Here is a 22,917-nt window from a genome sequence, read left to right as displayed (position 1 = left end):
TATTCCGAACGGATAGAATAGCATTACGCAATCTGAATACCAACCTCTTGTCACACTCCTAACTTTGCCACTTTGACTTCAGACAGGCAATGAGATCATCCACTATCATGATCTAATTTTTCTCGAATTTTATCGGGATAGTGTGTTTGACAGTTGAAAATTTTTCCCTCAAACCTCATGTTACCACCCAATTATTGTCCAAAATAACCGTTTGATGCCATCAAAATTGGAGTGAATGTACTTTTTTGTCTTCTTCATCCACGAATCAACCGAAACTGTCAAATTCGATAAAGTCGTTTTGATGAATTTTGTTGACGTATGCTTCAGTTCCGGGATATCAAATCGGATAAGTAAAACAAATAACTATGCGATAAACCCAATGATTAACGCTCTGTAAATACTGTTATCGTCCCATACACGTAATGGTTTGATCTCAAACACATTTTTAAGAGAGTTGAATATCTTCTCAATCGAGCTCTTTTTTCGATAGGTCAGAAGAGCTTTAGAAAGTGTCATATTCTTACTCGATTTTAGGCAGAAGAATCCCTCTCTCCCTGTGATGAATTTCTCTTTAAGGAACATGACGGCATTATCTTCGGAGAGTTCAATAAGTTTTGTCTGGATAGAGTATTCCACGTCCACAAGAAGATTGTTTATCCTGAATCGTTTTGGAAGAGCCTTATTCCTATCAATACTCTCCTGAATGACCTTTGCTTTTATTATCTCTCGAACGACTTGTCTGGCTCTGGATTCCAACTGCTCCTTAACAACTTTTTAGAGAAGTAGAGATAGTTTGTAATGTTCGGCTTCTCTATTTTAATTCCTCCAATCTCTGATTCTTTATCAATAACCTGAGGATTATATGTTTCAAATTCGGCAATTATCTTGTCATCGCCCTTGTTGAGTTTCTTTCCGGGGATATACTGGAGATTATCTGCCCGGATTATTTGGGTATTTGTGAAACTATTCGCTCTTTATCGAATATCACCAAAAAGCCCTCTCTCAACCGATGGTTTGACTGCTTATACGTCTTCTTAAAGGGAGTCTGATCATAGAGATTGTCGTATTCGATTGTCATTCCAATTGGAATATTTATCAGGTCAAAAAGTTCTGTACGCCAACCGTAATCTGTTTTTTATCAGGACGATGATTCCGGCTGTATCCATACTTTCCAAGATGAGCCTCATTGTTATGAAGAATAAACCTAATCCAGTCCATGTTAATGTTGGTTTGGTTTTTGCACAAATTCGTATCTCAAACAATAGAACATCCTGGACGTCAGAGATGATTTCTTCCCGATTAGTGTCAAGGATTTCAGGGACACGATACAGAATTCTTTCGCTGAAATTAGGGAGGGAAAAATCGGCAAGTACTTCAGGCCGGTTGATCCAGTCGTGAGATCTCTTTATGCTGAAGTTATCAGTCAATTTGTAGTTGATGAGGGCTCGAAACAGATTATTAATATTGATACCCCTTGTCTTGTGTTTTCTGAAAATATCGCAAAAATTCAGAACCTCATACAATTTATTGACGAGGAAAACGGTGCCGAGAGGAGAGGGTATATTACATTAGGCTCTAGTTCCTTAGTTCTTAATTTTATTTTCATTTTAGTCAATTCAACCACCAATAAGGACACACATATTTCTTGTTAGTGACAAAGTTAGGCTACCAAACTCATTTTACCAGGGATAAAAATTGTTCCTGATGAAATAGAATTACAAGATTAAACAGAAATCAGGTAGTTTATGCATTAACACCTTCTTTCCTGCCATTAAAGAAGAAGAATAAGCGGACTAACCACATAATAAAAAGCAGAGTATCCTTAACGTAACGATACAGGTAACAAGAAAATATTATGTTAAAAAACCGCCGACAGGCGGCTTATTTAATGGGCCCACGGAGATTCGAACTCCGGACCTCCGCCGTGTAAAGGCGGTGTCATAACCAACTAGACCACAGGCCCTGCCTCATTATGTTGAGAGTATACAGATTTATACCCGTTGGTTGTAAACCCATCAATTCAGCCCATGGGTAACATGAACATCAAATAGCCCCCGGGCTGAAAACATCTCATGATTGTCAATTTTCTTGCCCTGATTATCAAAACTCACATCAAAATTCGTCTGAACAAAACCCCGACCCATGAGACTCCGGGAGGCATCACGCTTGAGACCCGCAGATAGGAGAGCGCTGTCATCAGTGCTGCTAACTGATGCAGAGTTCTCTGATTTTGCAGATAGCGTCGTGATATCAGGAGTCGGGGTTGCCACAGGAGATGCTGCATGCTCTTCCTCGACCATGTCTATCAACATCAGGTGATATTTGGTTGGAATAATCATCGTTGGAGAATGCTGCTCAGATGATGCATAAACTGGCACCACCAGTAAAGCAAAGAAAAAAACCAAAATTCCAAGAAGAATAACCCATCCGCTGATTCGCACGCTGACCCCCGGTACTATTCTGGCAGGACCCGGGTTGACCCCCATCAACACCCGGCATGCCACGGTATACAGTACTTATTTCCTTGAGAAAAAAACTCTCTGATCCATCATCCGGACTGGGCGAGATAGTTCAGAAGATCCTGGCCTCGAAAGACCGTGGATCTGCCAATCTTCTGAAATCCTATCCGCTGTTCTTTCACATACTTCCTGATGGTCGAGATGGAAAGATGAAGCAGAGCTGCAGCCTCAGTCTGTGAGTACACCTGCTCCGGATTGATTCTGCCAATGGAGTTGGTATCAATCGAGGTCATCACCGGTGGTATCGGTTTTCGAATCTTGACCAGGGCATCATCAGATACCGACCCTGCGAGTGGCGTGTCACAATCAATAACAGCAGCCAGAGGGTTTGAACCTGGAGAAAGGGTCGCCTGAAGAGTTGCTGGTTCAGGAGTGGCATGCTGGGGAGCAATGCGGGATATCCCGGCATTATATTCAAGAACAGAAAGCCGTCTCTGGAGATCAGCAAAGAGCAGATCGTGAGCAGTTACCCTGGACTCCAACTGAGAAACCGATCCTTCCCCTACCGCATCAGTCAGTTGCACCAGATCAGGTGAGAAAGAAGATCCAACCGGAGACACTGTCGTCCAGTCAGAACCGGCATGAAACGCCCTGCAAAATGATCCAAGAACCTCACGTACAAGGACAGATAATGTCATCTCACGTGACTCGGCAATCCCCAGCAGATCGTTGATCAGATCCTTATCAAGAGAAACGGTGACATCTTCGCGTATTACAACCGGCCCATCCTGCATATTGACACCATCAGATAAACAATACCAATAATCTCTATTGCTGACTTAATCAATGAACCGCTGCCAGGCAGTACTAACGGAATATAAAAATCCATAAAAAGGACACTACATTCTCCATAACCCTATGGTGAGACAAAGCAGATATCTATGTACACATGGATGCATACAGACCTCCTCTTCCCGGAGCAATTCTCTTCGATCTCGACAATACGCTGTGTACATTCGTGGATGCAAAACAGGCAGCCTGCAACGCTGTTGCTCAGCTGACAGGGGCAGGATCAGGAGAAGAACTCTTCTCATACTTCCTCAGACCCAAATACAACTTTGAGGACCACGCTCATATTACGGATTATTTACGCGACATCAATGCATACTCAGAGCAACTGGCAAAAAAAGCCGGAATCGTGTACGATGAGGTGAAACTCGATACCATCGCCCTGTATCCCGGTGTTGAAGAGACACTAGATGCCATCAAGGAAGCCGGAGTGAAGATCGCTGTTGTTACTGATGCTTTCAGCTCTCAGGCAGAAGAGAGAATGCACAAACTCGGAATAGATTCCTGCTTCCCGGTGCTTGTCACCCCTGACATATCAGGGCAGAGAAAACCGGGTCATGCATCCTTTATTCTGGCAATGGAGCAACTTCACGTAACACCATCAGAAACCTGGGTCGTTGGTGACTCACTGAGAAGGGAAGTGGTTCCGGGACTGGAACTCGGATTGACAACCGTGTTTGCGCGATACGGGGACTGGATACAGATAGAGATGCCGGAAGTAAAACCGCACCATATCCTGGATCAGTTCAGTGATCTCCTGAACCTTCCAGGGCTCAGTCACCTGCAGATCAGGCAGAAGTAAGACGATACCCGTCACGGGGAACAAGAATCTCAAACCGTGCACCCTGGCCGGCAATCCCGGTCTCCCTGATCTGAATTCCGGTGATATCAAGAATCGTGGTTGCCATATAGAGGCCGTGGCCTAAACAATTCTGACCAGCCCTTGAAAAGATACGTTCCTTTTCTGTATCTGCAATACCAGGCCCGTTGTCTTCAATAATCAGAGTAAGACCATCATCAGTGATGGTATACCTGAATCTGATCATCACCTGATCACCCCCAAGATCTAGACTGTTTGAGACGATCTCAAACATTACCTGCTCCAGCATCCGGTCAGCATATATTGAGAGCCCGTCAAGAGACCTCTCTGATCTGATCCGTCCTGCAAATTCACGCCTGGAGAGAACTTTGTACACAACTGCATCTATATCGATGAAATCAGGCGGGTAAAGACCAATTCCCTGATAATCGCGGGTAAGATTAACCAGGGATTGGATATTTGCAACAATGTCCTGTTCCTTGGATATCAGCATCTGTGCATCATCACCCTCAACAAGTTCTGAGAGGATATCAAGGTACCCAATCAATCCTGTCAGTTGGTTAATGATATCATGCCTGATAATCCCGTTGAGCAGATTGAGCTTGGCATTTGCACCCCTGGCTGCCTGTTCTGCTCTGACAATAGTATCCATCTCCCTCGTTGATGCCATCATAACGCCAAATGTGCCATCTGATCGAAAAGTTGATGTAAAAACAGATTCAACCCAGCGATAATCACCAAGACTATTTTTGAGCCGGTATCGGATGCGGCATACTTCCGGAACTGACAATAGTGCCTTACTGCAGGAATACACTCTGGGGAGATCCTCGGGATGGATATAACTCATGAGTGAGGTTCCGTTGAGTTCACTCGGCCGGAGCCCAAAGAGAGAGATGGATGACGGGGTTGCAGAACCAAAGATAAAATCCCGATCATGCCGTGAAATAACATCAGGAGTATCACCATGTCCAAGATGAATTGGTTCAGATCCGCCAGCAGATGATACCAGGCCCCCCCATACAACCGAGACTGTATTATCAGACAAACGGGTCAGAACAATCTTGATGTCTTTCCCTTCCTGGCCGGTTGGAACATATCCGGGAAGGATCTCACCAGGATCACTCGCCTCGCTGACAAGACCCCTGATAACGTCCATTGCCTGACGGGGGACGAGAATATCGAGTAACTGCGGAAGGGATATCGATGATTCATCTAAACAAGGAGTTATCCCGGTAACCACAAGTGTTCCTGTATCATCAGAACAGATCTGGTAGATGGTACCTGCAGGAGGAAGAGCACCTGGTCGAATAGATGGTTTGCAGCCCGTGAATCTATTCATACCTGTTCACAATCTGCCAAAATCAAAACTCTCTCCTGCCCGGCCCGGTCATATTCATGGTGTACGTTATCCTCACTGACTAATAAAATTCCTGAGTTGCGTACCAATATTCTCCGTTGAAACTCAGTCCGACTCCGATATGGCTTGATAAGGGGTCCAGAATGTTGGTACGGTGTCCGGGACTTTTTATCCAGCCGGTCATGATCCCTTTGGCTATGGATTCTGGATCAGTGGGATCCACATACCCATACCCGGCAACATTACCAGTACCGATATATGCAATATTTTCTGCAACTCCGATCCTCTCTCCTCCTGTTATCTCTTTCACGGCTTTGTACCCGGCTGCTGCCGCCCGGTCAGACTGATCATGCCCGTCAGGGTCCGTGTGGCTGAAAAACTTCTGGGCAACCATCCTGTCAGAATAATTTACTGCAAGTCTTGCAAGATCATCATCCCAGACAAGAGGAGAGGCATTGTTTGCTGCCCTGTAATTGTTGGTCATTGAAAAGATGGTCTTTGCCGCTTTACTCGCAAGAACACCGGTATCAGGAAGTGTCCGGGACTCTACTTTCACTGGAGCAGTCAGAAGTGCTGAGTTATCAAGGAGATGCTGCTCATCTCCCTCATGATCCTCAACATAGGCAAACAGACGGTAACTGCCCGGGGAGACAGATAACGGCATGGTATCAAGAGAGGAGAGCTCCACAGATGCTCCCGGTGCAAGTGGATCGCCGGTTGTAACCTGAATAAACGTGTCATTCTTTGAGAGATGCTCGTCGGTTGAGAGATAAAACCCGACTGATATAAGGCCAGATGTTGCATTCCCGTGGTTTTCAACCGTGACATTGATCGGGTACGGATACCCGGGATATGCTGTCAGGGGAGCAGATATTTTTGATACCGTAAGATCAGACCAGGGAGATATTACTGCAGTCGTGCAGGCAGGAACGAAGATAAAAACAAGGAGGAGATAACAGGACAGGCAGGACACTCGCATATGTGATCAGTACTGTTATAACCAGGTATTTAGATGGTTTCTGATCCTGAAAAAAGAGTTATTTCTTTGCTGGTTTCTTTGGCTCTTCGGGTTCAAGATCCACAAACTCAATATCGCCAAAGTCCTCATCGCCGCCAGACAGATCACTCTCCATCATATCAGGCTCAAGAGAGAGGGTATCATCAAGATCCGGAAGCCCGGCCTCAGAAAGGCCACCGTCTGACTCTACAGAGAGGTCTTCTGCCGGAGCTGATGCTTGCTCTTCATCCATAACAAGGAGATCATCACCTGAGAGATCCATCATCGAATCATCTCCCATGATATCTGACTCCCCAATTTCAGAGTCCAGATCTCCATCAAACCCGGGAAGTTCCCCGGTTGATCCAGACTCTACAGGTGACTCTGGTATGTCAGAAGAAACAGCCCCTCCGTCATCTGTGAGAAGACCTGAGGTATCATCGCCAAAGTCTGACAGCATCTCTTCACCACCGCCAAACTCATCCATATCCCCGAAATCGTCATCAAGACCGGGAAGTTCACCTGCTTCGTCACCAGATCCTTCAGATCCAAAGTCATCAGGGAGTGGAAGGTCTCCAAGATCTCCGGTATCTGCACTCTCAGGCTGAACAGAAGAAACTGCAGCAGCTGCAGAAGCAGCAACCATGCCGGCTGCAGCAGCCTTGGCAGCGGCTGGTGAAACCGGAACTTCTGAAGCTGCAGGGCGGGCAGGCCTGAGTGGTTCGGGAGCGGGAAGCCCATCCTCTTTCCTTCGTTCTGTAACGTAGGCAGTGATCCTCTCTCTGACCGGGAGACCAGATCTCGGAGATTTATATGGTGGAGGAGTTGCACCTGACGTGCCTGCCTTGCCTTTCTTTTTCTCTTCCTTTCTTGTATTGATATAAGGGATGACAAAGGTGAAGAGAACAAATGCTACTGCAGCGACCCAGATTGCAAAATAAACAGAGACAAGAATCCCTTTAAATTCTACCTTAAACCCGGAAGTCACAACATTGAACAGGAGCAGGATCGCAAGGGTAACTCCGAATACGATCGCGATAATGCTATTTCTCTCCAGCTTCATACGACCCCGGATTTTTTAATTATGGCTGACTGAACCCGACCTTCATCTCATCATAATGATCTGATGCCGGAAACAGACGTATGCTGATAGTAGGTTATACAATCCCGGCATTTATGTTCTCTGATCGGATCTTCGGCCGGTCAGGGGATGAACAACTGGATTAATACAGCCCGATGGTAATTACCTGCAATCAGGGATCCCGGATAATCATCATTCTGGTATCTGTCATCTCCTCGATTGCATACCTGGGCCCTTCTCGTCCAGAGCCGGAACGCTTCACCCCACCGTATGGCATCATGTCAACTCTGAAGGTGGGGATATCTCCGATGACAACGGTGCCGACCTTAAGATGAGAGAACGCATACCTGACTCTCAGGAGATCGCGGGTAAACACTCCTGCCTGAAGTCCGTATACTGAATCATTTACATCTGCAACTGCTTGTTCGAAGGTGTCGTATGGAGTGACTGTAATAATTGGTGCAAAAACTTCTCTGCAGTTCACCTCCATTCCTGCCTTTGTTCCGGTTAGGATTGTCGGCTGGAGCAATGACCCGGAAAGACTACCTCCCTTTATAAGCGTTGCTCCGGCACTACAGGCATCCTGGATTCGTTTCAGGGCATGTTCAGCAGCTTCTTTTGAGATCATGGACCCGACATCAGTTTTGGGATCTGATGGATCTCCGACAACCAGGCCATCAGCCAGTTCACCAAGCCGGGTCAAAAGGGGTTCAAATACTGGCCGGTGCACAAAGACACGCTGGACCGAGATGCAGACCTGTCCTGCCTGTGAAAATCCCCCTTCGATGATCCGGGATGCAGCATGGGAGAGGTCACAATCCTCATGGACAATAACGGCACCGTTCCCGCCAAGTTCAAGGGTCACCTTTGCATATGTGGCACGGGATCGCAGGTGCCAGCCAACCTCAGGCGACCCGGTGAAAGAGAAGCATCCTATTCTTTGATCTGCTGCCAGTCTTTCAGCATCATCCGGGCTGCAGATAAGAACACTCACCGCAGCCGGAGGATATCCAGCCTCAAGAAGTAGTCTGCCAAGCAGGAGGGACGAAAGGGGGGTTGCAGATGCTGGCTTTAAAATGATGGCATTACCTGAGGCGACGGCCGGTCCGAGTTTGTGACATGCCAGGTTCAGCGGGAAGTTAAACGGGGTGATGCCAAGAACAACCCCAACGGGAAATCTCTGGACTATTCCAATACAGCCCTCACCGGGCACTGTCCGGTCAAGAGGAATCACTTCGCCGCCAATCCGTACCGCTTCTTCAGCTGAGATGAGGATTGTCTCGATAGCCCGGGCAGTCTCTCCTTCAGCATTCCGGCGGGGTTTTCCCCCCTCTGCAATGAGGAGGGTGATGAACTCCTCACGATGAGCAGTCATCAGGTCTACAAGCCTGCGAAGGACTGTAGCGCGCTGATGAGCAGCAAGTTCTGCTGTTACAGTTGAACCCGCTGTTGCTGCCTGCAGGGCCTCTTCAATATCTTCAGCACTACAGCGGGATACCTGACCGACAACCTCCCCTGAAAACGGATTTACCACCAGGTACCGGTCTTCACTCCTCCGCTCAACTCCACCCACAATGCATGCCCAGTCATCCATGCTCAGAGTGGGAAAGAAGATCTCTTATCTTCACCGCTCATGTCCGTCCTAAAACTCTGAATCCCGGAGGTTGAGCCCATGACTGTATGGGCCAGATACATCATCAGATTCATCAGACAAAGATCAGATGAAGAACTGCACCGGCTCCAAGGCCAAGAACAAGGGTGTAACATGCGATAAGCAATGCTGTCTTCCACCCCATCTCCCTGGAAAGAACAGCAATCGTTGAGATACAGGGGACAAACAGGGTACTGACCAGAGCAAAGATGTAGAGTTGAAGCGATGTCAGAACTGTCGGCAGGTTTGCTGTTCCTGCAAGGACAATGAGGGTCTCAAACGCCATCTCCTTTCTAAGAATTCCAAAGAGCAAAGCTGTCGAGGCAAATCCCGGAAGGCCAAGCACATTTTCCATAAAGGGAGCGACTGCATTCTGAAAGAGGGCTGTGATCCCGTAAAATCCGGCCAGTCCGAGAATGACACTGCTGACCATCAGAAGAGGCATCGCGATGACCAGAAACTCCCTGATATGAAGCCATGATCTGGTGATCACCTGGGAAAGGCGTGGAGTGCGGAGCGGAGGAAGTTCCAGGACCATGCCAAGAGGGTTTCCCGGAGTTATCCTGGAGAGAATAACACCGGTTACAACAATCAGAACAATGACGATGAGATAGAGAGAGAGGGCAGCGGCAATGCCAATAAAGGCTGCAACAATTCCTGCAATGATGACAGTCCGGGCAGAGCAGGGCACCATCGTTATCAGAACGGCAGCAATTGTCCGCTCCCGGCGTGTCCCAAGCTGGCGGATGCCCATGATGGCAGGTACATTGCACCCAAGACCAAGGACCATCGGAATGATCGCCTGACCATGAAGCCCGAACCGGTGCATCACACGGTCGGCAAGAAATGCAATCCTCGTCATGTATCCCGAATCCTCTACGAGTGAGATCAACAGGTAGAATGTGAAGACATACGGGAAGGCAACTCCGAGACCAGCCTGGATTGCTATCGCAAGTGATAAGAGTACCTCAGATATCAGGGGATCAAAACCTGCAGTCTTAATCGGACTTACAATCAGGAACTCAAAGATATCAACGATGATCTCTTCCAGGTATGATCCTATAACAAAGACGATCGTCAGCATCGAGGCCAGAAAGGCAACCATAATCGGTACACCAGGAAAGATACGGGTCAGGTACTGATCAGGATCTGAAAACAACCCGGGAGTGTTTCTGGTCACTACCTCTGAAGCGATCCGGGAGGCTGCATGGTGCCGATTCGCTGCTATCAGCTGATGAACAGACATCCGGTGTTCATCAATTATTTCAGGGACTATTGTTGCTGCAGCCTCCATCAACACCGGATCAGTCCCAAACCCCTGAAGGGCCAAAAGGGCCTCTGCCCGGCTGGTACCGGCAAGCCTCTCAAGACTCCGGACTGCTGCCTCGATATGCAGATCATACTCGACAGGATATGTTCCGGCCCTGGCATGACTGGTTGCAAGTGGAATTATCTGATCGATGTTACGCCCAAGAGAAGCAGCGGTTGGAATCACCGGTACGCCGATCAGGGACGAGAGTCGATCGATATCTATCGTGATTCCCGCCTTGGCTGCTTCATCAATGATATTGAGAATCACAACCACCGGCAGGTCAAACTCTATCAGCTGGAGAAGAAGGTACAGGTTTCGTTCCAGGTGGGTTGCGTCGAGAATGAGAGCATATACATCAAATGCTCTTTTTACAACGGTATCCCTGACAAGTTCTTCTTCTGAGTTCGCCCCGTCAAGAGAGTAAATCCCGGGGAGATCGACCACCTCGATCTGTGTCCTATTATGACAGACCGTTCCGGTACAGAGATCAACCGTAGTTCCGGGATAATTGCTTATCTCAACGCCCACTCCAGTAAGTTGGGAGAAGATGAGTGACTTACCTACATTCGGATTTCCAATTAGCCCAATCTTCATCTGCAGATCCCGACTAGAATCAGTCGTGCAATATCGGCGCTGATGGCAACATTGCAGCCTTTCACCTGTATTAATATGGTCTTAGCCATACGGCGAAGAACAACCACTTCTTCTCCTGGAATAAGCCCGAGATCGGCGAGCCGTCCTGCACGCCTGCATTCTTTCATCGCCTCAATACAGACCCGCTCACCTTCATTACAGTCTGCAAGCATGCGAAATGCAGTCGCATCCGCCTGTACCGTTTCCGGAGATGGCGGATCTCTACAGATAAAACGTTTGAGGCGGCGAATGGTCTCTTCAGATGCATGATGCTCAAGGGTACAGGCCTGCTTGTGAGCATCGCTCCGGTCCATTCCGAGCATCTCTTCAAAAAACGTCTCAAGTACCTTATGCTTCTTCATCACTGCTTCAGCAGCTGTTCCACCCAAGGCAGTCAGAGACACAAAACCGTCAGCATCAGCCACAACCTCCCCTGATGCTACAGTCTTGCGCAAGAGATCCTGAACGTCAGATATATTCCGCTGTAAAAAACCGGCTATCTCTGCAGCGTCAGGTTTTCTCCCATTCCTCGACTCCAGACGGGAGACTGCAAGAAGGAGATCTTCACGCTCTGCCGGATCCATGGATCATGGTTATCATTGCCGGTTTTTATAGTGCATTGCATGTTGATAAGAAATCAAAAGAACGAAATGTTTTTTTCGTGGATTTAACCAGAGTGACAGACCCACAAGCAGGCAGTCATGGGTCGACTGATTCGAACTATATAGAAAGACGAGGATGTACTGGTATGATGAGCGGGATACATACAGGTACCGACACTCCTTCAGGCCCCGGTGTCAGGTTGACCCGGATCATCGCCACTATCGGGCCAGCTTCTGCTGATATCGAAACGATCAGCAACATGATCCGCGCCGGTATGGATATTGCGAGACTTAACCTCTCACATGGATCTCTTGAGCAACATCAGGCGACAATGACCATGATAAGACACGTTGCCAGGGATTTAGGCAGACAGGTTGCAGTCATGATTGACATTCCCGGTCCTAAACTCAGGGTGCGATCGCTTCCGGAATCAGATAGAGATCTTTCTCTTCATGAGAAGGTGATTCTCTCTGCAGACCCTCATAATGACGAGATTGGAATCGGACCGGCTGACTACATCCCGGTGGTGTGCGAAGGAGATGCAATTCTTCTTGCTGATGGCGCAGTCCTGCTCAGGGTCACATGTGTCGGTGAGAACATATGCGCAGAAGTGGTTTCTGGCGGTTCTATCCGGATGGGCGCCGGAGTGGTTATTCCGGGTCGCAGACCAGATATCCCGTATGCCAACGATGAACTTGTAAAGAACCTCTCATTTGCTGCTGAGCTCAACCCTGACTTTGTCGCACTGTCTTTTGTAGGTTCAGCTGGCGATATCATTGTTGTTCGCTCAATCCTCTCTGAAAAACAGGTACAAATCCCGCTGATAGCAAAGATAGAGACAAAAAATGCAGTCGACCTCTTTGATGAGATCCTGGCAGCAGCAGATGGAATCATGGTGGCAAGAGGCGATCTGGGCGTTGAACTCCCGATTGCCTGTGTCCCCTATGTTCAGAAAGAGATCATCAGGTCCTGCAATAAGGCAGGAAAGCCGGTTATAACCGCGACTGAGATGCTTGAGTCAATGGTTGAACATGGGAGGCCAACCAGGGCAGAGGTCGCCGATGTGGCCAATGCGATTGCAGACGGAACCGATGCAACCATGCTCTCTGCAGAGACATCAATCGGAAAAGACCCGGCACGGGCAGTCAGGATGATGGCAGAGATCGCATGTGAGACAGAGCGGCATCTTCCATACCATAAAATCCTGGATGAGAGAAGGCTCTGGCATGAGACCGGACCATCCGGAATCATTAGTTACAGTGCATGTTACCTGGCAAACGAACTGGAGAGCCGGGCAATCGTGGCATTTACCAGGTCAGGTATCACCGCAGAGAGGGTTTCACGCTGCAGGCCGGGAAATCCCATCCTTGCAATCACCCCAGATGAACAGATCGCAAGACGGCTTCTCATACGATGGGGTGTTATCCCCTGTATTCATACACCAATCCATACGGCAGACGAGCTCTTTTTCATTGCACTTGAACTGGCAAAAGAGAGAGATCTGATCACTTCAGGAGATCGCCTGATCATTATTGCCGGTAATTTTGCAGGAGTCCAGGGCAGAACCAATATGATCAAAGTTCAGAATGTGCCCTGAATCCTGTTTAGGAGATGGGTTATAAAACTTTAGTCAAAGAGCGGATCTTTAAACTTTCCAGACAGGCCTGAAGATGCCATCTTTTCTTTTGCCCTTGGAGCACTCGAAGCAGGTTTATTTCCGCTGATTACAGCAGGAATCAGGGCCAGGGCACAGAGCCCGTTATCTTGTGACCAGATAGCACATAAAGCAGTAATACAGGGCTTCTTGTCAAACGGGCAGAGTTTCTCAGAGGAAGACATGGAATCAGATCTTGTCTGCACACCTTATGCAGACATCTGTTGCCATGTCAGGGAACGGTGGTATTGGCTGGCCCGGAGTCCCTTTCAGACCTGGTTTTGATCAAGGCAGAACAAAGGAGAATTATCAAACTAAAGACGAGGGCTACACCGTGCAGGTGTGTAAACGTGAACGAGGCAGGTTCAGACCACACCGATCCGTTCTTTATCGAAGATACCGTTGCTTGTGCAAGAACCACTCCGGTAATCACCGGACCGACCATTGCACCGATTGTCTGAACACTCTGAACAAGCCCGGTTGCTTCTGCAGTACGGGAGGGGGGAAAGAAACTGATGTATGCGATAATGCATGCAGTCGTTGTGACTGACATCCCTGCAGAAAAGAGCATCCAGACAACGGCAAGAACCAGCAGAGAGGGTATACCTGCCAGAAGGAAACCGGATGCAAGCACCAGGAGAACTGATCCGAGAATGCATGCCGGACGGACACCTCGTGAGAGAACAAGTCTTCCGGTAAGCGGACCTGAGATCATATCACTGAGTGTGCCAGGCATCAGGACTAAACCGACGAATCCAGCACTCATCCCGAGACCGGTTGAGGACTGAATAAGGAATGGCATCTCCTGAAGAAGCATCATGAACAAAAACAGGGTTAATGTTCCTATCCCAAGCAGGAGAAGGGCAGGACGTTTCGCTGCCATCCTGATATCAACCAGGGGTCTTTTCGTCTTAAGTTCTATCCGGAAAAACACCAGGGCCAGGCATAAAGCAAGTGCCCCGCAGATTATACGAAGAACTTCCTGCCCTGAATCAGGAAGAGAAAGCGAGACGAGGCCAAGGAACAGGGCAGAAAGAAGGGTGATAAAACCCCACCAGTCAAGGCCCTGGGTATCTATTCTGTCAGGCATTTCAGGTCGTGTTCCGGGTATGAACCTGATAGTGAGAAGAATCAGAAATAGTGCTGCAGGAATCAGGGCCAGGTATGTCGTCCTCCATGAGAAGAGTTCGGTCATGAACGAACCGATGATGACACCGACGAACATACCGGCACCATACATGGCGCTCAATATACCGATCCCGACATCGGATTCACGTTCTGGAAGGTTGTCCCTGACAAGAGCATAGGCGAGAGGGAAACAGGCAATCCCAATCCCCTGCATTGCCCGGGAGAGAAGAAGAACAACAATAGTATCTGCGACAAGCCCGAGGAAGAGACCGAAAATATAGATAAAAAGGCAGAGGAGAAGGAGTTTGCGTCTGCCAAACCGGTCTCCTGCAGTTCCGATAAACGGTGCTCCTGCTGCGCCGACGAGCAGAACCATGGGAAGAATCCACGAATTGAAAACACCAGGAGCGACAAAATCATGGGCAATCTGGGGAAGGGCAGCAGTGAGCATTGCTTCGCCTGACATGACAATCAGAACGATCAATGCCAGAACAGGAACAAGAAAGACCCTCCGGTGATAGGGAAGCATACTTTGGCCATCCTGGAAATCCGGTGGTTCAGGCATACAGTGATCCAGTCCATAAGGCTTTACCTTCCTTATTCCCATTTCTCTGTATAATGATTGCTCTCGGAAGGTAAGCCTTCTGAATGATATTATGAACAGACAATACAAAAAAACCACCGCAATGGCATTTCGGTGCAAGGCAGATGCTGCACTTGGATTCGAATATGTTGATGAGGGATCCAGACATGTTACCGGGTATACCCAAACCGACCTGGTTGAGGCCGGGCAAGTCTGCCTGCCAGACCTGATTCAGCAGGGAGAACGTGAACAAGTCAGACAACAGATACAGGATGGAATCAACAGGGAGGGATCATTTGCTGTTCAATTCAGTATGGTCACCAAGGATAAGACCGTTGTTGAAGGAATCCTGATTGGTAAGGGAATTTTTCCAAAGCCCCTGATGATTTCCGGAATAGAGGGATACATCGTCAGAATGCAGGAGTAGAACACCAGGACCAGGAATTGCGTTGTGTCAGATCCACAATGGCCATGAGATACACATCCAAAACCGGTGTACGTCTTAACAGACGGAGCGCCAGGAACCATATCATCTTTCAAGAATAGGTTGAGTATCACCGTCGTCCACTTTTTCCCAGACTAGCTAATCCGAAGATTAATGAGATACCGAAGGCATCATGTTACTACTATGGTTACATTAACTCCTGAAATCTGTGAGGCATTCTCAGCACTGAAGGTCTTTCCTCTCGCAACTGCTTCAAAAGATGGCATTCCGAATGTTGCTCCAATGGGCTCAGTCTTTCTCATCGATCCTGAGACGATCTGGATCGGTGACAATTTCATGCACAAAAGCCTGAAAAATGTGCTTGAAAACCCGAAGGCAGCCATTTATCTCTATGGAGCAGGTGCAAAAGGATGCTACCAGATAAAGGCAGATGTGACAGTAAAAACATCAGGACCAGAGCATGCCCGGATGACAGAGATGATTCACGAGAAAAAACCAGGTCTTCCGGCAAAATCCCTCCTCATCCTTAAAATCAGCGGCGTCTTTGAATGCATGCCCGGAACTGACGCGGGCAAGCAACTGCTATAAATTCCTGAAGACAGAAAAAATCACGTTTAACTGACAACAATCAAATGGCCTGAAGAGTGAAATCTATAAGAGAACCGTCTATGCTAGAGTTACAGGATCTGCATGTTGCGATAGGGGACCGTGAGATTCTTCATGGGATAAATCTGCACATCGAGCAAGGGGAAACCCACGTGCTCATGGGACCGAACGGTTCTGGTAAATCAACCCTCCTGATGGCTATTATGGGCTTTGATGCCTACAAGGTGACCAGTGGAAAGATCATCATGAACGGGGTTGATGTAACAGATAAACCGGTTCATGAACGGGCAAGACTCGGCATGGGAATCATGTTCCAGCGCCCTCCCACAATATCAGGTCTGAAACTTGGAAAGATGCTGAACGTCATCAACCCTGATAAAGACCGGGATATCCAGCCTGCCATTACCCGGATGAACATGGTGGATTTTCTTGAACGTGACATCAACCAGGGATTCTCTGGTGGCGAGATAAAACGGAGTGAGATCCTCCAGATGATGGTGCAGGATCCCTCGTTCATCATGCTTGACGAGCCTGAGAGTGGTGTGGATCTTGAAAATATTCACCTCATGGGCGAGTCCATTGCATTCCTCCTCCAGAAACACCAGCGGTTTGCTAACCGTAAAAACAGCGGACTTGTCATCACCCATACCGGGTACATCATGGATTATCTTGATGTTGACAAAGGCCATGTGATGATAAACGGCGAGTTCAAATGCCATGGCAACCCCCGCGATATTCTGAAACTGATCAAGGAGAAAGGATACAACGAGTGCCTGCGCTGTGACAAAATCGTATAATCTCTCTTTTTTCGGGTTGCAATGAACCCTGATTATTCTGACTCACAAGAAAAACTGCCAGACTTACGTCCTGGTGCACGACTTCTTGTAGGCATGGCCATCGGCGACGCATTTGGAGCAGGGTTTGAGAATAAAAGCCGTTTTGAAATAACCCTTCCTGATGATCCGATTTCATGTCACGTCACTGACAGGTATACTGATGATACCCAGATGGCTATTGGTGTGACTGAACTCCTTGTATCAGCAAAACCCTTCACAGAAGAGAACCTTGCTGATAGCCTGCTTATTGCATACAGACGTGATCCACGTTCCGGGTATTCACCAGTTACAACACGGATGCTACAGGATTCAAAAAATGGATCCGAGTTTCTGCAAAGTCTTTCAGAAGATGAGATCCGAGAGCGAAAAAGCGATGGGGCGGCCATGCGGGCACTGCCTATCGGGTTTATCCCTGACCTTGATGAGGTTATCAGGTGTGCAACGCTTAGTGCCCGGATCACGCATGGCCATCCAGATGCCATTGCCGCAACGGTTGGAATAGCACTGATCTGCCATGAACGGTATTATTTGAAGAGATCTTTTCAAGAGATTGTACAGAACCTCCCGGAAAAGATACCCAGCCTTACTCCTGAAGGAAAAGAATACCTGAAAAGAATCATAGATTCAGGATGGAGTCCCGAGATCATTCTCTGTGAACATGCCGGATACGGAGTTCCATATACAGAGTCACTGATCCTTCTTGGTGCTGTGATCTCCATTCTTCAGAATTATGGGGATAACCCCTATCGGGTACTTCGTGAATCAATTTTACTCGGTGGGGATACTGATACAACCGCTGCAATCACTCTGGGAGCATCATGTATTCATCCAGAAAAAGACCTGCCGGTCAGTCTGATGACCTGCCTTGAGAGTGAACCCTTCGGAAAGAAATTTCTGGTCCACCTTGGTAATCAGCTGGACCTCAGATTCCCGGTTACAATATCCTGAAGAGGAGAAGGAACACGATGATCAGGGCAAGCATCAGCACACCACCAACCACAAGGCCTTTTTGATCAGTCAGAACCCTGGATTCGGATGTTTGCTTTTTCACTTTTTTTGCTGAGGGCTTAGAGTTACGCCACTCCTCAATATTCGGGCAGGCATGGTTGAAGGGAAGCCTGTGTGCAGGACAGAAGGTCCCATGACAATAGGTGCAGGTAAAAGCAGAACCACCAGAGACTTCGGTTCCGCAGAACTCACATTCCACCATCTGATCCATAATGCGGGTTTCACTCAGATAAAGATGATCAGAACTCAGGCACTATTGACTCAGGGATGATACCCTGATTTATTGCCTGCCGGTGGAGGAGATATCGCCCGGCAACCATCTCATCGCTCCGGTTTGCGTAACAGTACCTGCACTGATGCAGACAGGTTGAGTACTCACCTACATCCTTGGAGACGATACAGGTACAATGAGCCCGCTGCCCGGTATCTTTTCGGGCATCCCGCTCAAGCCAACCCATGAACTCAGGATCCTGTGCTGCGATTCTACGAAAGATCCGGTCATCAACGCAGCGTCCGGGGACAATTCCATACCTTCTGAGATCGAGTTCCTGACAGCAGGCCATAACCAGAACCCCATACTTCTGTGCACACCGCTCAAGCACCTCTGCAACCTGCAGTTTTTCATCTGGCAAAAATTCCCTGATATCAGTCAATCCATACTGCTTCATATTCCTCATCACCCCCCGGTACCTGAGATCAATGTAACTAAAGACCATCCGCTCGCAGTATGGCCCCAATAGAGAGAATAAGCGTTCAATACGTTCTTGAAGAGAAGAGAGAGAAAGATTATCAGAGAGAAGGAGGGGATCGAACCGCCAGATAACTCGCTCTTTTCCGAGTCGGCCACTCAGATCCTGAAAGTCCCGGACCCGTTTCTCTAAAAGAGGTACCCGGAGTTCATACCCGAGACCTTCGTAATCGTTCAGGGTGACCTGGGCATACCAGTGGATGCCGAGATCATCAATCTCATCAGCCCTTGCAAGAAGAGAACCCGGATCCTTTGTCCAGAAAACCGCTGCCCCGGTTTTATCAAAGAGAACCCTCTGTCTCCGGTTCTGCCGGTATGGATTCTTCCAGATGATTGACCCTTCATGGAACCGGCGTAAAAACCAGTCCATGTAAAATCCTGGAATATCAGTTGCCCGGCTCACCGAGATGATGACCGGGTGGATATCAGTGACGATGACACTCGAAGAAGGACCAGCAGGTGTTCCCCCGAGTGTTACCTGTTGGTCACCCATAATCCGGACTCCTGTCAGCCAATACTACCGCTCATACCTCATCGGGGTATACCGGTTCATCCGTGCAAACCCGAATCTGCGGTAGAAGTATTCGGTTTCAGGTTCAGAAATCGTGCCTATCCAGTCGATCCCACACTCTTTACAGATCATAACAAGGCATTTGACAATGGCAGAGCCGATTCCATGCCCCTCCCATTCAGGAAGTACCACGATATCCTGCATATATGCATCAGATACGCCATCAGAGATCAGCCGGCCCATCCCAATCCAGTTCCCATCAGGGGCAACGGCGGCAACAAAGGCAAAACTCTTCTGAACGATTGCAGAGAGGAGAGTTTCATCCCATGAGTCATCCCACCAGTCTCCTGCCTGATATAGGACACGCATATCTCCGGTTCTGGCAGAAGTGACCTTTGTGACTGTAACGATGCCACCCGGAGTAGATATTTCAAGAGTTGATATTGTTGTCATAGATACAGAATTGATGTGCAGAGTACACACCGAACTGATAGTCAGCAGACATGAGGGATAGCCAGCAGGTATCCCCGAATCCTCCCTTCCTCACCTGCAATAAAACCGGCCTCGATATTGACTTTTTTTATTGTTCCACCCAGACTTCTGACCGCAACATTGTACGGAAGAATGGAACCTTCTGACCCTGAAAGCACATCTAGTATGGGAGTATCAGTACAGATCCAGGTTGTAATCTGGGTACCACAAAGGTCATCCTGATCTGTTTCAAAGAGATCGCATGCCTTCTGGTTTGCCCTTATGATGATACCACGCGGGCTGATAACCAGAGCACTCACATCAGAAAGATGGGCAAGATCTGACTGAACCTCACGAACGATCCGTTCAGGACGGATTCGCTGCCTGATATCATGTTTGTGAAGGGCAAGTTCGATTGAGGAGTAGAGTTCCCGGTCTTTAAACGGTTTGATAAGATATCCTGAAGGACTGACAGCGATCGCACGTTCAAGGGTTGCTTCATCTGAGTGAGCAGTGAGAAAGATTACCGGAAGGTCAAAACGGTCACTGACCTGGCAGGCTGCTTCAATGCCATCCATATTTCCTTTCAGTCTGATATCCATCAGGATAAGATCAGGATCAGTCTCTTCTACAAGTTTGAGTGCGTCATTGCCAGTGATAGCCTGACCTGCCACGATGTAACCAAGTCGTTTGAGCGTAGCGGCTATCTCAAGAGAGATGACCATCTCGTCCTCAACGATAAGAATCTTCTTCCCTTTTATCATGATGATGCCTCATCTCCAACTTCAAGTTTTGGATACGGAATCGTTAGCGTACATATGGTACCGTGATCACTCTTCCAGGCAACCTTCCCGTCAAGCTGGAAAGCCAGCCCTCGAATCAGTTCGATGCCAAGAGTAGAGGAATTTTCAATAGAAAATCCATCAGGAAGGCCACGACCGGTATCTGCAACAGTAATAACCAGCGACTCCTTCTTTCGTTGCAATGCAACCTTTATTTCACCGGTTTCTCCCGGGTAGAAAGCGTATTTCATGCTGTTAGTGATCAGTTCATTCAGGATCAGACCAAGGGGAATCCCGGTCCCGATATCCACGAGAACAGGGTCGCCTGACTGCAGGGTAAAGGATACACGATCTTCTCCACTTTCAAACTCGTTCATCACCCGGTCTGCAAGATCCGTGATGTACTCATCAAGCCGTATCGAGGTCAGTTCGTCAGTCTGATACAACTTTTCATGAATAACAGCCATGGAGTATATCCGGCTCCGACAGTCCCTGATAATCTCATGCACCTTTGGGTCTTCTACTTTAAAATCCTGGAGCTTGAGCAGACTGATGATGATCTGCATGTTGTTCTTAACCCGGTGATGAATCTCACGCAGAAGGGTCTCTTTTTCACGCAATGAGAGCAACATGTTGCGTTTAAGACGTTCCTCGCCAGTACGGATCTTTGCCTCTGCCTCTATCCTCTCGGTGATATCGCGTGCGACTGAAAGAAGGACAGCCCTGCCCTCCATGACTATCCGGTGCGTTACAAGGTCAACCGGAATAGGAAATCCATCTCGTTTGAGAAGACAGGTCTGATCGGCTGCCCGTCCGGTTCTCGCCGCAGTCTCACAATGAGAAAGAACCTTGATGTGTTCATGTTCATGAGGAACAAAGGATGGAAGAGGCCGGAATAATACCTGATCGCGGTCAAGACCCAGTGTTTCACAGACAGAATCGTTGATCTCAATGATCTCTGATCCTTCATCGGGAATCCTGTGGAGGAACACCAGGTCACGGATATTGCTGAAGAGACTTCTAAACCGTTTCTCACTCTCAGCAAGGGCCTTCCTGGCTCGATGTTGATCAGAGACATCCATCACATTTCCAATCAGGCAGTCAGGACTGTCTCCTGATAGCGTGGTCAGGTATACCTCAAGACAGATAGCACTGCCATCTTTCCTCACCCCTGCTGTTTCAAAATGCTTGTATGGTATCTTTTTATTTCTGATATCCCTGACAATATCAACAAACTCATCGCGGCTATTAGGATGAATCACAATGAGAGGATCCACAATATTGTGGATCTCCTCACGTGAATACCCGAACATGTGACTAATCTTGGGATTGGTGTACAAAAACCGGGAATTATCCTCAATAAACACACCAACCAGTGATTCTTCAACCGGATTTCTAAAGATCTCCTCGATGTACATCCGGTACCGTGCCGAGCCGATGACCCGGGCAGCCATTCGCAGTGCACGTACCTCTTCAGGGCTGAAGACCCGATCAACTCTCTGATCAGTTATACCAAGAACGCCCCACCAATCACGGGCGAGAAATATTGGTATCAGAAGAATGGTACCAGAAATATCATGAGAAGAAAGACCAGGATCAAAGAGATCTTGGATCTCCTGATTTGCTTCAAGGAGGTGCACCCTCTGTGGTTCCTGCCACCATGAATGAACCTGATCAAGTGACCGGGCATTGTCCGGGTCAGGACTTCGCTGCCAGATAACCGGGTCAACAACGGTTCCTGACATGTCATCACCTTTTCCAGCAACAAAAATTGATGATGCATTTGTGGCAAAACCCAGGCGACCAAGAACCTCTTCGATATCCTCCTGCCAGCCACTTCCCCGGAGCAGCCGTTCTGCAGCGTGACTTATGGCTGCAAGGATTTCTCCTTTCTTCTGTGCTGCATCCTCTGCTTTGTGCCTTTCAGAAAGGACACGTACCTTATGTGAGAGATCAAGAACCTGGACCTCGAAGTCATCTGCCTTGTTCTGATAGAAATCAGCACCGGCATTCAGGGCAGCTATTGCGGTATCTTTGTTATCGTTGCCGGTAAGCATAATGAACGGGAGCCGGGGATAGATCTCTCTAATTTCCCTGAGTAACTCAATCCCATTCATTTCAGGCATATCATAATCAGATATCACCGCCATTACCTGATGACTCTCCAGATATGTGAGAGCCTCTTTACCACTATAACAGGTATATACAGAAAATTCTCCAGACTCTTCCAGATATATCTGAAAAAGTGTGCAGAGTTCTTTATTATCGTCGATGAAGAGTACCGGTATCATCTCTCTCCTGGTTCAGCCTTGCTGGATTTGAAAAAAACGCCAGAGGTGAACATCTTTGCATCATATTAACCTAGAAGTTCATCCTCATAACA

General features: G+C 48.0%; 21 protein-coding genes, 1 tRNA gene and 1 pseudogene. 6 read left to right on the top strand and 17 right to left on the bottom strand.

Features of this window, described 5'->3' with window-relative positions; genetic code table 11:
- Positions 1 to 180: 180 nt before the first annotated feature.
- The 4 genes and pseudogenes from DK846_RS18295 to DK846_RS05925 all read right to left on the bottom strand — a co-directional run bounded on the left by DK846_RS18295 (position 181) and on the right by DK846_RS05925 (position 3,253).
- A pseudogene (locus tag DK846_RS18295) lies at positions 181 to 1,606 on the bottom strand (IS1634 family transposase).
- A 283-nt stretch (positions 1,607 to 1,889) separates the two neighbouring features.
- Positions 1,890 to 1,963, bottom strand: a tRNA-Val gene (locus DK846_RS05935).
- Between the two features lie 52 nt (positions 1,964 to 2,015).
- Positions 2,016 to 2,486: a hypothetical protein gene (locus tag DK846_RS05930; protein WP_109968021.1), complete on the bottom strand. Its 471-nt coding sequence runs from the start codon at positions 2,484 to 2,486 to the stop codon at positions 2,016 to 2,018.
- A gap of 62 nt (positions 2,487 to 2,548) precedes the next feature.
- The gene (locus tag DK846_RS05925; protein ID WP_109968020.1) at positions 2,549 to 3,253 is read right to left on the bottom strand and encodes a helix-turn-helix domain-containing protein; all 705 of its coding nucleotides are present in this window, start codon (positions 3,251 to 3,253) and stop codon (positions 2,549 to 2,551) included.
- A 155-nt stretch (positions 3,254 to 3,408) separates the two neighbouring features.
- On the opposite strand from DK846_RS05925, the gene DK846_RS05920 reads away from it, so the two are divergent.
- Positions 3,409 to 4,110, top strand: coding sequence for an HAD family hydrolase (locus tag DK846_RS05920; protein WP_109968019.1), 702 nt, complete (start codon positions 3,409 to 3,411; stop codon positions 4,108 to 4,110).
- Here DK846_RS05920 and DK846_RS05915 read toward each other — a convergent pair.
- From DK846_RS05915 to DK846_RS17440, 6 genes are all read right to left on the bottom strand, one after another.
- A complete protein-coding gene (locus DK846_RS05915) occupies positions 4,097 to 5,467 on the bottom strand; it encodes a PAS domain-containing sensor histidine kinase (protein WP_109968018.1) in 1,371 nt (456 codons plus the stop codon). The genes DK846_RS05920 and DK846_RS05915 overlap by 14 nt on opposite strands.
- Positions 5,468 to 5,546: 79 nt before the next feature.
- The gene (locus DK846_RS05910) at positions 5,547 to 6,464 is read right to left on the bottom strand and encodes a CAP domain-containing protein (RefSeq protein ID WP_109968017.1); all 918 of its coding nucleotides are present in this window, start codon (positions 6,462 to 6,464) and stop codon (positions 5,547 to 5,549) included.
- Between the two features lie 58 nt (positions 6,465 to 6,522).
- A complete protein-coding gene (locus tag DK846_RS05905) occupies positions 6,523 to 7,545 on the bottom strand; it encodes a hypothetical protein (protein WP_109968016.1) in 1,023 nt (340 codons plus the stop codon).
- A 190-nt stretch (positions 7,546 to 7,735) separates the two neighbouring features.
- A complete protein-coding gene (locus DK846_RS05900; protein WP_109968015.1) occupies positions 7,736 to 9,157 on the bottom strand; it encodes an aldehyde dehydrogenase family protein in 1,422 nt (473 codons plus the stop codon).
- 112 nt (positions 9,158 to 9,269) lie between these two features.
- A complete protein-coding gene (feoB, locus tag DK846_RS05895) occupies positions 9,270 to 11,120 on the bottom strand; it encodes a ferrous iron transport protein B (RefSeq protein WP_109968014.1) in 1,851 nt (616 codons plus the stop codon).
- Entirely contained in the window at positions 11,117 to 11,743 is a 627-nt protein-coding gene (locus DK846_RS17440; protein WP_146201151.1) for a metal-dependent transcriptional regulator, read from the bottom strand. Before DK846_RS17440 ends, feoB begins: the two co-directional genes overlap by 4 nt.
- 5 nt (positions 11,744 to 11,748) lie before the next feature.
- On the opposite strand from DK846_RS17440, the gene pyk reads away from it, so the two are divergent.
- A complete protein-coding gene (gene pyk, locus DK846_RS05885) occupies positions 11,749 to 13,359 on the top strand; it encodes a pyruvate kinase (RefSeq protein WP_181391646.1) in 1,611 nt (536 codons plus the stop codon).
- A 29-nt stretch (positions 13,360 to 13,388) separates the two neighbouring features.
- Here pyk and DK846_RS05880 read toward each other — a convergent pair whose 3' ends face one another.
- Together DK846_RS05880 and DK846_RS05875 are read right to left on the bottom strand one after the other, a co-directional pair.
- The gene (locus tag DK846_RS05880) at positions 13,389 to 13,601 is read right to left on the bottom strand and encodes a hypothetical protein (protein ID WP_109968012.1); all 213 of its coding nucleotides are present in this window, start codon (positions 13,599 to 13,601) and stop codon (positions 13,389 to 13,391) included.
- Positions 13,602 to 13,648: 47 nt separating this feature from the next.
- A complete protein-coding gene (locus tag DK846_RS05875) occupies positions 13,649 to 15,151 on the bottom strand; it encodes an MFS transporter (RefSeq protein WP_109968011.1) in 1,503 nt (500 codons plus the stop codon).
- A 49-nt stretch (positions 15,152 to 15,200) separates the two neighbouring features.
- Here DK846_RS05875 and DK846_RS05870 point away from each other — a divergent pair, with 49 nt between their 5' ends.
- The 4 genes from DK846_RS05870 (at position 15,201) to DK846_RS05855 (ending at position 17,962) form a co-directional block, all read left to right on the top strand.
- Positions 15,201 to 15,554, top strand: coding sequence for a PAS domain-containing protein (locus DK846_RS05870; RefSeq protein WP_109968010.1), 354 nt, complete (start codon positions 15,201 to 15,203; stop codon positions 15,552 to 15,554).
- A gap of 201 nt (positions 15,555 to 15,755) precedes the next feature.
- Positions 15,756 to 16,160, top strand: coding sequence for a pyridoxamine 5'-phosphate oxidase family protein (locus DK846_RS05865; RefSeq protein WP_109968009.1), 405 nt, complete (start codon positions 15,756 to 15,758; stop codon positions 16,158 to 16,160).
- 80 nt (positions 16,161 to 16,240) lie between these two features.
- The gene (locus tag DK846_RS05860; protein WP_109968008.1) at positions 16,241 to 16,975 is read left to right on the top strand and encodes an ABC transporter ATP-binding protein; all 735 of its coding nucleotides are present in this window, start codon (positions 16,241 to 16,243) and stop codon (positions 16,973 to 16,975) included.
- Between the two features lie 21 nt (positions 16,976 to 16,996).
- Positions 16,997 to 17,962: an ADP-ribosylglycohydrolase family protein gene (locus DK846_RS05855; RefSeq protein WP_109968007.1), complete on the top strand. Its 966-nt coding sequence runs from the start codon at positions 16,997 to 16,999 to the stop codon at positions 17,960 to 17,962.
- Here the strand turns inward: DK846_RS05855 and DK846_RS05850 are convergent.
- Genes DK846_RS05850 through DK846_RS05830 form a run of 5 tightly spaced genes read right to left on the bottom strand, consistent with a single transcriptional unit; the run spans position 17,949 to position 22,825 of the window.
- Positions 17,949 to 18,233: an AN1-type zinc finger domain-containing protein gene (locus DK846_RS05850; protein ID WP_109968006.1), complete on the bottom strand. Its 285-nt coding sequence runs from the start codon at positions 18,231 to 18,233 to the stop codon at positions 17,949 to 17,951. The genes DK846_RS05855 and DK846_RS05850 overlap by 14 nt on opposite strands.
- A 28-nt stretch (positions 18,234 to 18,261) precedes the next feature.
- A complete protein-coding gene (locus tag DK846_RS05845; RefSeq protein WP_109968005.1) occupies positions 18,262 to 19,263 on the bottom strand; it encodes a DUF1848 domain-containing protein in 1,002 nt (333 codons plus the stop codon).
- Positions 19,264 to 19,287: 24 nt separating this feature from the next.
- A complete protein-coding gene (locus DK846_RS05840) occupies positions 19,288 to 19,734 on the bottom strand; it encodes a GNAT family N-acetyltransferase (RefSeq protein ID WP_109968004.1) in 447 nt (148 codons plus the stop codon).
- A 41-nt stretch (positions 19,735 to 19,775) separates the two neighbouring features.
- Positions 19,776 to 20,516, bottom strand: a complete 741-nt coding sequence (locus DK846_RS05835; RefSeq protein ID WP_219970645.1) for an ATP-binding response regulator — start codon at positions 20,514 to 20,516, stop codon at positions 19,776 to 19,778.
- On the bottom strand, positions 20,513 to 22,825 hold the full coding sequence (locus DK846_RS05830) for a PAS domain S-box protein (RefSeq protein WP_109968003.1): 2,313 nt from the start codon (positions 22,823 to 22,825) through the stop codon (positions 20,513 to 20,515). Before DK846_RS05830 ends, DK846_RS05835 begins: the two co-directional genes overlap by 4 nt.
- Positions 22,826 to 22,917 lie beyond the last annotated feature (92 nt).

It is taken from the genome of Methanospirillum lacunae, assembly GCF_003173355.1.
Taxonomy (GTDB): Archaea; Halobacteriota; Methanomicrobia; order Methanomicrobiales; family Methanospirillaceae; genus Methanospirillum; species Methanospirillum lacunae.
The sequence above is the reverse complement of the archived record's forward strand: the minus strand, read 5'-3'. Positions and strand labels throughout refer to the sequence as shown.

Bases quoted from the DNA above. Each gene is read 5' to 3' on its own strand.
- DK846_RS05835 (WP_219970645.1), bottom strand. From the start codon at position 20,516: ATGATAAAAGGGAAGAAGATTCTTATCGTTGAGGACGAGATGGTCATC.
- DK846_RS05920 (WP_109968019.1), top strand. From the start codon at position 3,409: ATGGATGCATACAGACCTCCTCTTCCCGGAGCAATTCTCTTCGATCTC.
- pyk (WP_181391646.1), top strand. From the start codon at position 11,749: ATGGTTATCATTGCCGGTTTTTATAGTGCATTGCATGTTGATAAGAAA.
- DK846_RS05880 (WP_109968012.1), bottom strand. From the start codon at position 13,601: ATGTCTTCCTCTGAGAAACTCTGCCCGTTTGACAAGAAGCCCTGTATT.
- DK846_RS05865 (WP_109968009.1), top strand. From the start codon at position 15,756: ATGGTTACATTAACTCCTGAAATCTGTGAGGCATTCTCAGCACTGAAG.
- DK846_RS05850 (WP_109968006.1), bottom strand. From the start codon at position 18,233: ATGGATCAGATGGTGGAATGTGAGTTCTGCGGAACCGAAGTCTCTGGT.
- DK846_RS05845 (WP_109968005.1), bottom strand. From the start codon at position 19,263: ATGGGTGACCAACAGGTAACACTCGGGGGAACACCTGCTGGTCCTTCT.
- DK846_RS05840 (WP_109968004.1), bottom strand. From the start codon at position 19,734: ATGACAACAATATCAACTCTTGAAATATCTACTCCGGGTGGCATCGTT.
- DK846_RS05925 (WP_109968020.1), bottom strand. From the start codon at position 3,253: ATGCAGGATGGGCCGGTTGTAATACGCGAAGATGTCACCGTTTCTCTT.
- DK846_RS05855 (WP_109968007.1), top strand. From the start codon at position 16,997: ATGAACCCTGATTATTCTGACTCACAAGAAAAACTGCCAGACTTACGT.
- DK846_RS17440 (WP_146201151.1), bottom strand. From the start codon at position 11,743: ATGGATCCGGCAGAGCGTGAAGATCTCCTTCTTGCAGTCTCCCGTCTG.
- feoB (WP_109968014.1), bottom strand. From the start codon at position 11,120: ATGAAGATTGGGCTAATTGGAAATCCGAATGTAGGTAAGTCACTCATC.
- DK846_RS05930 (WP_109968021.1), bottom strand. From the start codon at position 2,486: ATGGGGGTCAACCCGGGTCCTGCCAGAATAGTACCGGGGGTCAGCGTG.
- DK846_RS05905 (WP_109968016.1), bottom strand. From the start codon at position 7,545: ATGAAGCTGGAGAGAAATAGCATTATCGCGATCGTATTCGGAGTTACC.
- DK846_RS05860 (WP_109968008.1), top strand. From the start codon at position 16,241: ATGCTAGAGTTACAGGATCTGCATGTTGCGATAGGGGACCGTGAGATT.
- DK846_RS05830 (WP_109968003.1), bottom strand. From the start codon at position 22,825: ATGATACCGGTACTCTTCATCGACGATAATAAAGAACTCTGCACACTT.
- DK846_RS05900 (WP_109968015.1), bottom strand. From the start codon at position 9,157: ATGGATGACTGGGCATGCATTGTGGGTGGAGTTGAGCGGAGGAGTGAA.
- DK846_RS05870 (WP_109968010.1), top strand. From the start codon at position 15,201: ATGAACAGACAATACAAAAAAACCACCGCAATGGCATTTCGGTGCAAG.
- DK846_RS05915 (WP_109968018.1), bottom strand. From the start codon at position 5,467: ATGAATAGATTCACGGGCTGCAAACCATCTATTCGACCAGGTGCTCTT.
- DK846_RS05875 (WP_109968011.1), bottom strand. From the start codon at position 15,151: ATGGGAATAAGGAAGGTAAAGCCTTATGGACTGGATCACTGTATGCCT.
- DK846_RS05910 (WP_109968017.1), bottom strand. From the start codon at position 6,464: ATGCGAGTGTCCTGCCTGTCCTGTTATCTCCTCCTTGTTTTTATCTTC.